The sequence below is a fragment of the Clavibacter sp. GW821-FHT01D01 genome, from assembly GCF_059422605.1.
Map to the genome: position 1 here is coordinate 20,457 of NZ_JBWKXC010000004.1, position 12,308 is coordinate 32,764.

General features: G+C 75.5%; 14 protein-coding genes. 8 read left to right on the top strand and 6 right to left on the bottom strand.

Features of this window, described 5'->3' with window-relative positions; genetic code table 11:
- Positions 1 to 46 precede the first annotated feature (46 nt).
- On the bottom strand, positions 47 to 1,420 hold the full coding sequence (locus tag AC07VC_RS07180) for a lysine N(6)-hydroxylase/L-ornithine N(5)-oxygenase family protein (RefSeq protein ID WP_494676188.1): 1,374 nt from the start codon (positions 1,418 to 1,420) through the stop codon (positions 47 to 49).
- Positions 1,417 to 2,988, bottom strand: a complete 1,572-nt coding sequence (locus tag AC07VC_RS07185) for a pyridoxal phosphate-dependent decarboxylase family protein (RefSeq protein WP_494676189.1) — start codon at positions 2,986 to 2,988, stop codon at positions 1,417 to 1,419. Before AC07VC_RS07185 ends, AC07VC_RS07180 begins: the two co-directional genes overlap by 4 nt.
- A 210-nt stretch (positions 2,989 to 3,198) precedes the next feature.
- Between AC07VC_RS07185 and AC07VC_RS07190 the strand changes: the two genes are divergently transcribed.
- The 6 genes from AC07VC_RS07190 (at position 3,199) to AC07VC_RS07215 (ending at position 6,133) form a co-directional block, all read left to right on the top strand.
- Positions 3,199 to 3,510, top strand: a complete 312-nt coding sequence (locus AC07VC_RS07190) for a hypothetical protein (protein WP_494676190.1) — start codon at positions 3,199 to 3,201, stop codon at positions 3,508 to 3,510.
- A 1-nt stretch (position 3,511) separates the two neighbouring features.
- A complete protein-coding gene (locus tag AC07VC_RS07195) occupies positions 3,512 to 3,664 on the top strand; it encodes a hypothetical protein (RefSeq protein WP_494676191.1) in 153 nt (50 codons plus the stop codon).
- 100 nt (positions 3,665 to 3,764) lie between these two features.
- Positions 3,765 to 4,049 (top strand): hypothetical protein, encoded by a 285-nt coding sequence (locus tag AC07VC_RS07200; RefSeq protein ID WP_104289719.1) that lies wholly within the window; start codon positions 3,765 to 3,767, stop codon positions 4,047 to 4,049.
- 2 nt (positions 4,050 to 4,051) lie between these two features.
- Positions 4,052 to 4,345: a hypothetical protein gene (locus AC07VC_RS07205; RefSeq protein ID WP_494676192.1), complete on the top strand. Its 294-nt coding sequence runs from the start codon at positions 4,052 to 4,054 to the stop codon at positions 4,343 to 4,345.
- 50 nt (positions 4,346 to 4,395) lie between these two features.
- A complete protein-coding gene (locus tag AC07VC_RS07210; RefSeq protein WP_317230674.1) occupies positions 4,396 to 5,292 on the top strand; it encodes a glucose 1-dehydrogenase in 897 nt (298 codons plus the stop codon).
- A gap of 109 nt (positions 5,293 to 5,401) precedes the next feature.
- Entirely contained in the window at positions 5,402 to 6,133 is a 732-nt protein-coding gene (locus AC07VC_RS07215) for a hypothetical protein (protein ID WP_494676193.1), read from the top strand.
- Positions 6,134 to 6,146: 13 nt separating this feature from the next.
- Here the strand turns inward: AC07VC_RS07215 and AC07VC_RS07220 are convergent, their stop codons facing one another.
- Entirely contained in the window at positions 6,147 to 7,097 is a 951-nt protein-coding gene (locus tag AC07VC_RS07220) for a LysR substrate-binding domain-containing protein (protein WP_494676580.1), read from the bottom strand.
- Positions 7,098 to 7,169: 72 nt separating this feature from the next.
- Here AC07VC_RS07220 and AC07VC_RS07225 point away from each other — a divergent pair, with 72 nt between their 5' ends.
- Both AC07VC_RS07225 and AC07VC_RS07230 read left to right on the top strand, forming a co-directional pair.
- Positions 7,170 to 8,147, top strand: coding sequence for a DMT family transporter (locus AC07VC_RS07225; RefSeq protein WP_494676194.1), 978 nt, complete (start codon positions 7,170 to 7,172; stop codon positions 8,145 to 8,147).
- The gene (locus AC07VC_RS07230; RefSeq protein WP_494676195.1) at positions 8,144 to 9,025 is read left to right on the top strand and encodes a Rieske (2Fe-2S) protein; all 882 of its coding nucleotides are present in this window, start codon (positions 8,144 to 8,146) and stop codon (positions 9,023 to 9,025) included. The genes AC07VC_RS07225 and AC07VC_RS07230 overlap by 4 nt, the downstream gene beginning before the upstream one ends.
- Here AC07VC_RS07230 and AC07VC_RS07235 read toward each other — a convergent pair.
- From AC07VC_RS07235 to AC07VC_RS07245, 3 genes are read right to left on the bottom strand one after another with little or no spacing between them, the layout of a single operon-like run.
- On the bottom strand, positions 9,022 to 10,278 hold the full coding sequence (locus tag AC07VC_RS07235; RefSeq protein ID WP_494676196.1) for an MFS transporter: 1,257 nt from the start codon (positions 10,276 to 10,278) through the stop codon (positions 9,022 to 9,024). The genes AC07VC_RS07230 and AC07VC_RS07235 overlap by 4 nt on opposite strands.
- Positions 10,279 to 10,327: 49 nt before the next feature.
- Positions 10,328 to 11,779, bottom strand: a complete 1,452-nt coding sequence (locus AC07VC_RS07240) for an SPFH domain-containing protein (protein ID WP_494676197.1) — start codon at positions 11,777 to 11,779, stop codon at positions 10,328 to 10,330.
- A 31-nt stretch (positions 11,780 to 11,810) separates the two neighbouring features.
- Positions 11,811 to 12,305 carry an NfeD C-terminal domain-containing protein gene (locus AC07VC_RS07245; RefSeq protein ID WP_494676198.1) on the bottom strand — a complete coding sequence of 165 codons (495 nt, stop codon included), beginning with the start codon at positions 12,303 to 12,305 and terminating at the stop codon, positions 11,811 to 11,813.
- Positions 12,306 to 12,308 lie beyond the last annotated feature (3 nt).

Genomic DNA, 12,308 nt, shown 5'->3' on the forward strand with positions numbered 1-12,308 from the left:
CCCGCCTCGGACTCGGCCGCGGCGGTCGCGGCGGGTGCCGGCGCGCTCACGCGAGCACCCCCGATCCGGGCGCGGGCACGTCGTCCGGCAGCCCGAACTCCTGGAACGCGATCCTCTCCTCCACCGGGTAGGGCTCGCTCCCGGTGATGGCGCGGAGGATCCGCGAGTTGCGGTGCGCCGTCATCCCGAGGTCGGGCGCGACGAACCCGTGCGTGTGCACCTCCGCGTTCTGGACGAAGAGCGTGCCGGCGTCGTCGACCGTGTGCTCGCGCGCCACGTCGAGGCGCCCCCGGGCGTCGCGGCGCACGCGGTCGCCGAGCCCGGCGAGGATCGCCGGCGGGCCGGCGTCGTACCCGCTCGCGACGACGACCCCGCTCGTCGGCCACTCCCGCTCGGCACCCGTCTCGGCGTGCCGCAGCCCGAGGACCGTGCCGCCGTCCGCGGTCGCACGGGCCGACACCACCTCCGCGTTGGTGAGCAGGCGCGTGGGCACCCCGGATCCCGCGTCGCCGCCCGGGGCGAGCCGCCCCTCGGCCCGCAGCGCGTCGAACGCCAGCCGCTTGCGGTAGAGCGCCTGGAACACGTCGTCGATGAGCGCGGAGTCGATGCCCTTGTAGAGCCCCCGCTGCGCGCGCAGCAGCGACTCGCGGGCGTCGGCTGGCAGGCCGAAGAAGTGGTCGCTGTACTCGGGGCTCGTCATCTCGAGGGTGAGGCGCGTGTACTCGAGCGGGAAGAACCGCGGCGAGCGCGTGATCCAGTCGAGCCGGTACCCCCGCGCGTCGACGTCCTCGAGGAGGTCGCGGTAGACCTCGGCCGCGCTCTGCCCGCTGCCGACGACCGTGATCGCGTCCCGCTCCTGCAGTGCGGCCTTGGCGCCGAGGTAGCCGGAGCTGTGCACCGCCCCCGGCAGGTCGCGCAGCGCCTCGGGCAGCCACGGCGGCGTGCCCACGCCGACCACGAGGGCGCGCCCGCGGTGCACGTGCGCGCCGCCCGCGGAGTCGACCGACTCGACGACGTACGCGTCGTCGGCCTCGTCGTAGCGGATCGCGCGCACGTCGCGGTCGAGCTCGACGCCCCGCGCCCGCTCCGCCGCCCAGCGGCAGTAGGCGACGTACTCGCTGCGCAGCACGAAGGGGTCCTCGCGGATGTAGAAGGAGTACAGCCGTCCGGTCTCCTTGAGGTACGCGAGGAACGAGAAGCGCGAGGTCGGGTCGGCGAGCGTCACGAGGTCCGCGAGGAACGGCGTCTGCAGGTGCGCGGTCGGCAGCATCATGCCGGGGTGCCAGTCGAAGCGCGGCTTCCGCTCGAGCACGACGAGGTCGACGTCGAGCGGGTCCGCGAGGCAGGCGAGCCCGAGGTTCGCCGGGCCGAGGCCGACGGCGACGACGTCGCGGACGCGGTCGGGTGCGGCCCCGCTCATCGTCCGTCCTCCGCACCGCGGAGCCCGGCGTCGAGCGCGTCGCCCGCCGCGACGACGAGCGCCAGGATCTCTCGGATGTGCGCGTCCGTCGTGGCGGGGTTCAGCAGGGTGAGCTTCAGGTGGGCCCGGCCGTCCACCCGCGTCGCCGCGACCATCGCGCGCCCGGAGTCGTGGATCGCCTGCCGGATGCCGCGGTTCACGGCGTCGGATCGCGCCCCCGCGTCCGCTGCCGCGGATCCGCCACGCTCCCCCGCCGGCACGTACCGGAACACGAGCGCGCTCAGCTCGGGCCGCACCACCACGTCGAGGGCCGGATCCCGGCGCATCGCGAGCCAGGTGCGGTCGGCGAGCGCGATGACGTCGTCGAGCATCCGCCCCACGCCGTCGGCGCCCACCGTGCGGAGGGTCAGCCACAGCTTGAGCGCGTCGAAGCGCCGCGTGGTCTGCAGCGACTTGTCGACCTGGTTGGGCGTCCCCTCGTGCGCCCGGTCGGCGGGGTTCAGGTAGTCGGCGTGGAGCGTCGCGTGCCGGAGGGTGCGGCGGTCGCGCACGAGCAGCGCGCTGGAGCTCACCGGCTGGAAGAACGTCTTGTGGTAGTCGACGGTGACGGAGTCGGCCCGCTCGATGCCGTCGAGGAGGCCGCGGTGGGTGCGGGAGGCGAGGAGGCCGCCGCCGTAGGCCGCGTCCACGTGCAGCCGGATCCCCGCGCGGCGGCACGCGTCCGCGATCGCGGGCAGCGGGTCGATGCTCCCGAAGTCGGTGGTGCCGGCGGTCGCGACCACGGCGACCGGCAGGAGGCCGGCCGCCGCGCAGCGGGCGAGCTCGCGCTCGAGGGCGTCGACGCGCATGCGCCGCGCGTCGTCGCTCGGGACGCGGATGACGGCGTCGGGGGCGAGGCCCAGGATCCGCGCGCTCTTCTCCACGCTGAAGTGCCCGACGTCGCTGACGAGGATCCGCATCCGGTGCCGGTCGTCGGCCGCGAGCGCGTGCACGGCGGCAGCCTCGTCGCGCGCGAGCATCAGCGCCTGCAGGTTGGACTGGCTGCCGCCGCTCGTGAAGACGCCGTCGGCGTCGTCGCCGAGGCCGATGCGCCCCGCGGTCCAGTCGATGAGCGCCCGCTCGATGAGGGTCGCGCCCGCGCTCTGGTCCCAGGTGTCCATCGAGGTGTTGACGCTGGAGAGGATGAGCTCCCCCGCGAGCGCCGGGATGAGGACCGGGCAGTTGAGGTGCGCGACGTAGGAGGGGTCGTGGAACCAGATCGCGTCGCGGAGGTACAGGCCGTCGAGCTCGTCGAGGGCCTCGTCCAGGCCGCCGAGCGGCCGGTCGAGGTCGAGGCCCGCGAACGCGCCGCGGAGCCGGGAGGGCGCGATGCCCGTGGAGGGGCCGTCGGCGCGCTGCGCCGCCTGGCGCACGCGGTCGGCGGCCGCGCGGAGGGCCGTGTCCCAGCCGGGCAGCGTCCGGTCGGAGAACAGCTCCGCGGCAGGGTCGGCGGGGGGCGGATCCGCGGCGGGACGGGGATCCGCGAGGGTCGGGGCGGTCGGTCGGGAGGCGTGCGGGGAGAGGGTCATGGGTCCTTCGTCGATTCGGTGGGGGAGCCGTGTCCGGGTCACGGGCACCGTCGGAGGTTAGGTAAGGCTCACCTACTATCGGGGGTGCGTCGGGGAAAGGCAACCGGCTGTGGCGAACTCGCGGGGACCCCCCGCGGGGCGCCTCTACGCGCCCGCGCGGCCCGCCTCCGCACCCGCCGTCCGCACCCGGACGCTCGTAGGGTGGGCACCATGAGCGATCGCGACGAGCACGCAGACGGCATCCGCACCGGGCGCGGCCCCGGCGACCCCGACGGGCTGGTGACAGTGGACGACGTGGTCTCCGCCGACGGCCACCGGACCCCGACCGGCGACGCGGTCCGTGCGCCCGACGGCACGGACTACGGCCACGCGGAGGAGGACACCCTCGAGGTGGAGGACGCGGAGCCCGCGAGCCCCGACCACCCCGCCATCCCCGACAACCGCGCCGTCACCGCCGCCGACTCGCACATGGGCGCGCCCGCCGACGACGCCGCCGGCCACGTGGATCCCGAGGGGCGCTGACGTGACGGACGCCGTGCCCGACGCTCCCCGCCACCCGCTGCCCGACGCCGCGCCCCTCGACGCCGACTCGGTAGCCTCCCGCGACGAGGCCGCCGAGGAGGACGCCCGCGAGGACGCGCCCGACCCGTTCGGCGAGGGCCCGGACGACATGTGACGCCCCGCGCGCACCGCCGGCCGGCCGCCGGGAGACGCGTTGCATGAGGGTTCCCTGAATGCCGACCACACGGGCGGAGGCCGAGCGTAGCGTCGGCCGCATGGACACCGACGACCCGCGCCTCCAGCCCGCGGACACCTCAGACACACGCCAGGACAAGGACTTCACCTCCCCCAGCGAGGACGACACGCAGGTGAAGCAGAGCGAGCAGATCGTCGAGAGCGAGGGCGTCTCCGACGACGTCCCCGCCGCCGAGGACGACGTGCAGGTCCTCCCCGGCTCGGGCGGACCCGACGACGTCGGCGAGATCGACGTCGACCCCGACGAGCTCAACCTCAGCGGCGACTCGATCCCCGGCCACCCCAAGCCCGAGGCGGGTGAGTGACCGTGACGGACGCCACCTCCACCACGCCAGGTGACGACTCCACCGGCGACGACACGGCCCTCGACGCGGTGGGCATGGACACGGCGACGGTCGTGAACGACGCCGTCGCCGGCGAGACCGTCCTCCCCGACACCGACGAGCCGGTCGAGCAGGTCGACGACGACGACGCCGTCACCGCCGAGGACGCCGAGCCCGAGGCCGACGCCCTGGGCGTCGACGGCGAGGCCGAGCCCGCCCTCGCCCCGAACGACCTCGCCGGCCAGGACATCGACCTGGACGACACCCCGCCGAGCTGATCCGCCCGGCACCCCCTTCCCGAACGCATCACGCAGCCATCAGGAGACCCATGAGCACCGACCAGTACACGTTCCAGGACCCGACGAAGATGTACGCCGACATCGACCCGACCGCGCAGCAGCAGGACGGCCCCGGCCTCGACGCCGACCTCGACGAGACCGCGGACCGCGGCGAGCGCACGTACCGCGGATCCGGCCGCCTCGAGGGGCGCAAGGCCCTCATCACGGGCGCCGACTCGGGCATCGGCGCGGCCGTGGCCATCGCCTACGCCCGCGAGGGCGCGGACGTCGCCCTGTCCTACCTGCCCGAGGAGGAGGAGGACGCGCGGAAGGTCGTCGCCCTCATCGAGGAGGCCGGACGCACGGCCGTCGCGATCCCCGGCGACATCTCCACCGCGGAGTTCAGCCGCGAGCTCGTCGCGAAGGCCGTCGAGGGCCTCGGCGGCCTCGACATCCTCGTGAACAACGCGGGCAAGCAGCAGAACGTCGACGCGCTCGAGGACATCTCCGACGAGGAGTTCGACCTCACCTTCAAGACCAACGTCTACGCGATGTTCTGGATCACGAAGGCGGCGCTGCCGCACCTGGCGCCCGGCTCGTCGATCATCAACACGTCGTCGATCCAGGCCTACCAGCCCTCGCCGAACCTGATCCACTACGCCACCACGAAGGCGTCGATCAACACGTTCTCCAAGGGCCTCGCGCAGCAGCTCGCGCCGAAGGGCATCCGCGTCAACGTGGTCGCGCCCGGCCCGATCTGGACCCCGCTGCAGACCGCCGGCGGCCAGCCCGCCGACGCGCTGCCCGAGTTCGGCGAGCAGACCCCGCTCGGCCGCGCCGGACAGCCTGCGGAGCTCGCGCCCGCCTACGTGTTCCTCGCCTCCAACGAGTCGAGCTACGTCGTCGGCGAGACGCTGCACGTCAACGGCGGCATGCCGACGCCGTAGCGCGCCGCGCGACCGCGCACCTGCACCGCCCGACGCCCGGGCCGGCTCCCTGCCGGCCCGGGCGTCGTCGCACCCGGACGCGCGCCGCGCACCGGAATAGGGTCGAGCGATGACCGACATCCCGGCCCGCGTCGGCGGGAACCTCCTCGCGGGGCTCGTCGCCGCGCTCCGCGTCGTCCGGAGCCCGCGGCCGCTGCACCCGCACGGCGTCGCCCTCGCGGGGTCGCTCGCGCCCGTCCCGGGCCGCGCCGCCTCCGGCCTCGCCTGGCTCGACGGGCTCGACGAGCCGCTCGCGATCGACGCCCGGTTCTCGCGGGGCGGCGGCACGCCGCCCGCCCTCCCCGACGTCCTCGGCCTCGCGCTCCGGATACCCGACGGCGGCGGCACCACGGTCGACGTCCTGCTCTCGACGACGGGGCTCGGCTTCCCCGGGCGCTTCCTGCTGCAGCCGCGGCGCGCGCTCTCGGGCGCGCGCATGACCACGCTCATGCCCTACCGCGGATCGGCGGGGCCGGTCCTGCTCGGCGTCGTGGTGGACCGGGAGCCGCACCTGCCCGCGGGCGCCGCCGACCTCGGACGCGCCCTCGCCTCGCAGCCGCTCCGCATGCGGCTCGTGCACGCGACGCCGCGCGGCCGGTGGCACGTGGCGGCGCGCATCGAGCTCGCGCACGACGCCGCCGGTCCCCTCGACACCTCCACCCGCGCGGACCCCGTGCTCGCGGCCCCGCCCGGCGACACGACGTACCCGTGGGCCCGGCGCCTCCGCGCCGCGGGGTACCGGGCGGCCCGGCACGGCGCGCCCGTCGCCTCCCGGCATCCCTCGCGCGACCCCGACGCCTGACCCCGGCCCGTCCCTACCGCGCGAGCCCGCCGCGCGGCACCGGCGCGTTCCCGCCGGCGCTCTCCGCCGCCGCGGCCGCCACCCGCCGGAGCGCGTCGAGGACCCGGCGGACCGGCACGCGCGCCATCGCGTCCGGACGGGCGAGCACGTCCACGTGGCGGACGAGCGCGGCGCCGACGAGGGGCCGCAGGACCATCCCGTCGACGGCGAGCGGGGCCACCGTCATCCGCGGCATGACGGCGACGGCCGCGCCCGCGCGGACGACCTGCGCCGCGACGGAGAACTCGTTGATGCGGTGGTCGACCTGCGGCGCGCGGCCGATGAGGGCGCCCAGCTGCGCGAGCACGCCCGTGAGGGGGAAGCCCTCGTGCGTGGAGATCCAGCGCTCGTCGCGCAGCTGCTCGGGGCGGATGCTCGGGGCAGCCGCGAGGGGATGCGCCGCGTGCAGGGCGATGTCCAGCGGCTCGACCAGGAGCGGCACGACGACCATGCGCCCGGTCGGCCACTCCGGCTCGTGGGCGAGCCGGTGCGCGACGACCAGCTCGTGGTCCGCGGTGAGGCGGGCGAACTCCGCCTGCGCGACGTCGGCGTCGGCGAGGGAGACCCGCGGGCCCCCGGTCCGGCCCAGGTCCTCCAGGAGCGGGCCGAACAGCGCGAGCCCGGCGCTGTGGAAGGCGGAGACGCGCACCGGCCGCTCGTCGTGGCCGAGGAACGACCCGACGGCGTCGCGGGCCTCGGCGAGCGCCACCTCCACCCGCGTGGCCGCGACGGCGAGCGCCTCCCCCGCGTCCGTGAGCACCAGCCGCCGCCCGCGCTTGACGGTCAGCGGGACGGGCACCTGCGCCTGGAGCACCGCGAGCTGCTGGGAGACGGCGGAGGCGCTGACGTGCATGGCGGCGGCGACGGCCGCGACGCTGCCGCGGTCGCCGAGCTCGCGGAGGAGGCGGAGTCGTGCCGGATCCACAAGGCTGCCCTTCATCGTCGATCAAGTGATGGCCCGTTGCTCTTGGGCATCGGTCCTCTGGACAGTAGCGTCATGGCCTCCCGCGCACGACCCGGACTCCTCGTCGACCTGCTCCTCGTCGGCGTCGCCGCGGTCTGGGGCGCCAGCTTCCTCGCGGCCAAGGACCTCGCCGCCCTGACCGGGGTCCCGGCGGCGCTCGCCCTCCGGTTCCTCGTCGCGGCCGCCGCGACGGCCCTCCTCTGCCTCGCCCGGCGGGAGCGCCTGCCGCGGGGTCAGGGCCTCGCGATCGCGGTGGCGCTGGGCTGCTCCCAGACCGCGGTCATCGGGCTCGAGACGTGGGGCGTGCACCTCACCAGCGCCACCAACGCGGGGCTCCTCATCAGCCTGGCGCTCGTCATGACGCCCGTCCTCGAGGGCGTCGCGTCGCGCTCGTGGCTGCCCCGGCCGTACTTCGTCGCCGCGGTCGCCGCCGTGGTCGGCGTCGCCCTCCTCGTCTCCGAGGGCGGGCTGCGCACGCCGACGCCCGGCGACGCGCTCGTGATCGCCGCGGCCGCGGTCCGGGCTGTCCACGTCACGGCGAGCGCGCACCTCACCCGCGGCCGCACGGAGGGCTCGCTGGGGGTGGTGCTCGTGCAGATGGCGGTGTGCGCCGCGGCCTCCACGATCGTGGCGGGGGCGGAGCTGCCGGCCGCGGTCGCGCGGCTGGACGCGGGCGGCTGGGCGGGCGTCCTGTTCCTCGGCCTGCTGTGCTCCGTGTTCGCCTTCGTCGTGCAGCTCTGGGCGGTGCGGCGGACGTCCGCGTCGCGCGCGAGCATCCTCATGGGGACGGAGCCGGTGTGGGCGCTCGGCGTGGGCGTCGTCCTCGCGGGCGAGGTGATCGGGCCGGTCGGTTTGTGCGGCGCGGCCCTCATCGTCGCCGCGAGCTACGCCGGGCAGGCGATCGAGCGGCGGCACCGGATCCGGCCGCCCGGCCTTGTCACTGCTCCCCCGCAGGCGTTGCCTGGGAGGGAGCGCCGACGGCGGCGCCGGAATCGGACGGAGACCCCATGAGGGAGCTGAAGCTCGTCGCGGCCATCACGAGGATCGAGGACGCCGAGGCGCTCGACCCGATCGTCGAGAGGGTCCGCGGCACCGTGGTCGCCCTGCTCAAGCCCCGCGCCCTGGCCGACCTGCTGCACGGCGTGCCGTTCGGGCACCCGCTGCACCCGGTGGCGGTCCTCATCCCGTCCGGCGCGTGGATCTCCTCCGCGGTCCTCGACCTCCTGCCCGGCAACCAGAAGGCCAGCCAGGCGCTCGTGGGCGTGGGGATCCTCAGCGCCGCGCCCTCCATCGTCTCCGGCTACGCCGACTGGTCGCAGCTGCATGAGCAGCAGCTCCGCGTCGGGATCGTGCACTCCGCCGCGAACGCCCTCGCGACGGGCCTCTACGGCCTGTCATGGATCCAGCGGGCGCGCGGCAAGCAGACCAGCGGCAAGCTCCTCGGCCTCGCGGGCCTCGGGCTCGTCTCCGCCGGCGGCTTCCTCGGCGGCCATCTCGCGTACCGCCAGGCCGCCGGCGCGAACCACGCCGAGGACGTGCCGCACCGCTTCCCCCAGGGCTGGCAGGAGCTCGGCCGGCTCGACGACCTGCCCGACGGCCGTCTCGCGAAGCGCGACGTGGCGGGCCTGCCGGTCCTCGTGCGCCGCCACGGCATGACGGTGGACGCGCTCAGCAACACCTGCAGCCACCTCTCCGCGCCCCTCGACGAGGGCGAGCTGGGGAAGGACCCGAAGACGGGCGAGGCGTGCGTCACCTGCCCGTGGCACGACAGCGTGTTCAGCCTCAGGACGGGCGAGGTGATCCACGGCCCCGCCACGTCGCCGCAGCCGCGCTTCGAGACGCGCGTGACGGCCGGCCTCGTGGAGGTGCGGCTGCCGAACGCGGGCTAGCCGGCATCCCCCGCAGCGCGCACGGGCTCGTCGGATCGGCGCAGCGCCACGACCGCGAGCACCGCGCAGCCGGCGAACACGACGGCGCCGGCCGCCGTCGGCACGGCGATGCCGGCCGTCGCGAGCGCGCCGCCGAGCGCCGAGCCGAGGGCGAGCCCGAGTAGGCTGAGCACGCGGCCGGCGGCGCCGACCCGGCCGAGGAGCGGATCCGGCACCAGGCGCTGGCGCAGCGAGGTCGCGCACACGCCCCAGACGACCGCGTGCAGGATGTAGAGGGCGAGCAGGACGCCCGCGACCACGGGGTCGCGCGCGACGGCGAGGCCCGCGAGGCTGGCCGCCCCGAGCGCGAGGGCGGCGGCCACGGTCCACCGGGAGCCGATGCGGGCGCGCAGCGGCGCGGCGAGGCCCGTCCCGACCAGCCCGCCCAGCGCGCTGGCCGCGAGCAGCAGTCCGTAGCCGCCCGCGTCGAGCCCCAGCCGGTCGCGTGCGAAGAGCACGAGCACCGAGAACGGGAGCATGTAGCCCACGCTCGCCAGGCCGCCGAGGAGCGCCAGGGTGCCGACCACCCGGTGCCGGACCAGCCAGCGCACGCCCTCCCCCGCCTCCCGGAGGATCGACGGACGCGGGACCGCGGCGGTCTCCCCCGCCGGCGCCGGCGTCGGCGTCGGCGTCGGCATCGGCATCGGCGCCGTCCGGCGGGGCAGCGCCAGCGCGACGGCGGCCGCGCCGAGCCAGAGCCCGCCGGTGGCGAGCACGGGAAGCGCGGCAGCGACGGCGAACAGGGACCCGCCGAGCGGCGGCCCCGCGAACTCGTCGGCCACGAGCTGCGTGCCCGCGATGCGTGCGTTCGCCCGGTCGAGCCGGTCCCGCGGCACGAGCGACGGCAGCACGGCCACCGCAGCACCGTCGGCCGCGCTCTCCAGCACGCCGACGACCGCCATCACCGCGTACAGGGCGACGAGCGATCCGGCGCCCGCCTGCAGGGAGACGGCGAGCGCGACCACGGCGATGCCGCGGAGCGCGTTCGCCGTCACGAGGAGCGTCCGCCGGTCGAGCCGGTCGACGTGCACCCCGACCGGGAGCGCCACGACCAGCCGCACCAGCGCGTACGTCGTCGCCAGCCCCGCGACCGCGCGCGGGTCGTCGGCGAGGGACGCCGCGACGAGCGGCAGGGTGACGAAGACGAGCCCGTCCGCGAGGTTGGAGAGCGCGTTCGCGCCCCACAGCACCCGGAACGGGCTCGGGGTCCTCACACCGGGCCCGTCGGGACGCCGCGCGTCCCGACGGGCACCGGCACCGGGATCAGATCCCGGCGCCCTCGGGCGCGGCCGTCCACGGGCCCGCGTCCGCGGAGGTCGATCCGGCGCCGGCGGACGTGCCCGCGGCGGTCGAGCCGAGGAACGAGCTGAGCGCCGTGGCGACGTCGATCCCCGTGGTGTCCTTCAGGAGCTTCGGCAGCGTCGCCATGTTCTCGGCCACCGAGCGGTTGAGCGCGTTGGCGCCGTCCGCGGAGATGATCGTCATGTTGTCGACGTTGGCGAGCGGCGCCGCCATCTCGCGGGCGATCTCCGGCATGGACGCGATGATGCGCGCCTGCAGGGCCTCGCGGGACAGCTTGTTCTGCGCCTCGGCGAGCGCGGCGGCCGCCTCGGCCTCGGCCTGGCCGCGGGCCTGGATCGCGTCCGCGTTCGCCTTCCCGAGCGCGGTGATGGACGCCGCCTCGTTCACGGCCGCGGTCTTCGCCGCCTCGGCGTTCTGCGTGCGCTGGTAGACCTCCACGTCGACCTTCGCCTTCTCGGCGTCACGGGCGGCCTGCGCGTCCTGGACGGTCGCGTACTTCCGCGCCTCGGCGGGGAGCTCCACGTCGATGCGCAGGCGCTCCTTGGAGACCTCGGCCTGCGCGGCCACGGCGGTGCGCTCCTGGTCGGCGACCAGGCGGTCCTGCTCGGCCTTCGCGAGCTCGCCGGCGGCGAGCGCGGTGGCGTTGGCCCGGTCGGTGTCGGCCTTGATGGCCGCCCGGCGGAGGTCGAGCTCGAGCTGGCGCTCGGCGGTCTGCTGGTCGTTCTCGATCGCGGCGAGCGCGGAGATCCGCTTGTTCTCGGCCTCCGCGACCTCGGCGATCTGGCGGGCGCGCGCGGCGTTCGAGCGGGCCCGGTCGTCGAGGTAGGTGCTGCCCGGCGTCGTGATCTCGCGGACGTTGAGCGTCTCGATCTGGAGGCCCAGCTCCGCGAGGTCGTTCTTCGTCTGGTTCACGGCCTCCTGCGCCACCACCGAGAAGCTCTTCACGAGCTCGTCCACGGGACGGTCGCCGATGAGGCCGCGGATCGCGCCCTCGAGGGACTGCCGCACGATCTCCGGCAGCTGGTCCTGCTGCAGCAGGTAGCGCTGCACGGCCCGGCGCACGCCGTCCTCGGTGCCCGTCACCTTGAAGTTGACGGTCGCGACGACGGCGGTGTTGATGAAGTTCGCGTCCCGCGCCTCAGCCGTGACGCTCGTCTGGTACTGCTCGAGGGAGAGCGTGAAGCCCTCCTGGAAGATCGGCCAGATGAAGGTGCGGCCGCCGATGATGACCTTCTGCGGGCTCGAGAACCCGGCGCCGCCCTCGCTCCGCTCGGCGTTGCGGCCGACGATCACGAGCGCCTGGTTCGGCGGCACGCGGCGCACGCGCGAGGCGATGAACGCCACCAGCGCCACCAGGATGACGATGACGACGATCACGGCTATGGCGGTGGTGCCGCCGGATATCAGGTCCACGGGATGGTTCCTCTCGTTGGGACGGGTGCTGCTAGGTCTGGGGCGGGGCGTCGGGGGCGGGATCCGGCTCGACGCGCACCCGGAAGCCGTCCTCGGACACCACGCGGATGCGCGTGCCGACGGCGAGCGGGGCGTCGCTCTGCGCGAGCCGCCGCTCGAGCTCGCGGATGTGCTCGAGCCGCACCTCCCCGCCGGTGGGCGAGGTGGGCGAGGTGACGACGCCGACCATGCCGACGGGCGAGTACCCGCCGCCGCTCTCCTGCTTCGCGACGAAGCGGACGGCGAGCTGCACGACCACGAGCGCGACGAGCGCGAGGGCGACCGCGATGGCGATGGCGCCGCCTGCGCCGATGCCGGCCTGGTCGGCGAGCACGCCGCCGACGCCGTAGATGGCGAGGGCCGCGCCGAGCGCGACGCCCGAGACGAGGCCGTCCCCGCCGCCGATGGCGTCGAGGAGGTCGCCGAGCAGGATGCTGGAGAGGAGGAGCAGGAGCCCGACCGCGCCGACGATCACGAAGACGATCACGCG

What these genes read in the sequence shown, in the direction of transcription:
- AC07VC_RS07180 (WP_494676188.1), bottom strand. Translation starts at nt 1,420, where the DNA reads ATGAGCGGGGCCGCACCCGACCGCGTCCGCGACGTCGTCGCCGTCGGC.
- AC07VC_RS07185 (WP_494676189.1), bottom strand. Translation starts at nt 2,988, where the DNA reads ATGACCCTCTCCCCGCACGCCTCCCGACCGACCGCCCCGACCCTCGCG.
- AC07VC_RS07190 (WP_494676190.1), top strand. Translation starts at nt 3,199, where the DNA reads ATGAGCGATCGCGACGAGCACGCAGACGGCATCCGCACCGGGCGCGGC.
- AC07VC_RS07200 (WP_104289719.1), top strand. Translation starts at nt 3,765, where the DNA reads ATGGACACCGACGACCCGCGCCTCCAGCCCGCGGACACCTCAGACACA.
- AC07VC_RS07210 (WP_317230674.1), top strand. Translation starts at nt 4,396, where the DNA reads ATGAGCACCGACCAGTACACGTTCCAGGACCCGACGAAGATGTACGCC.
- AC07VC_RS07215 (WP_494676193.1), top strand. Translation starts at nt 5,402, where the DNA reads ATGACCGACATCCCGGCCCGCGTCGGCGGGAACCTCCTCGCGGGGCTC.
- AC07VC_RS07225 (WP_494676194.1), top strand. Translation starts at nt 7,170, where the DNA reads ATGGCCTCCCGCGCACGACCCGGACTCCTCGTCGACCTGCTCCTCGTC.
- AC07VC_RS07230 (WP_494676195.1), top strand. Translation starts at nt 8,144, where the DNA reads ATGAGGGAGCTGAAGCTCGTCGCGGCCATCACGAGGATCGAGGACGCC.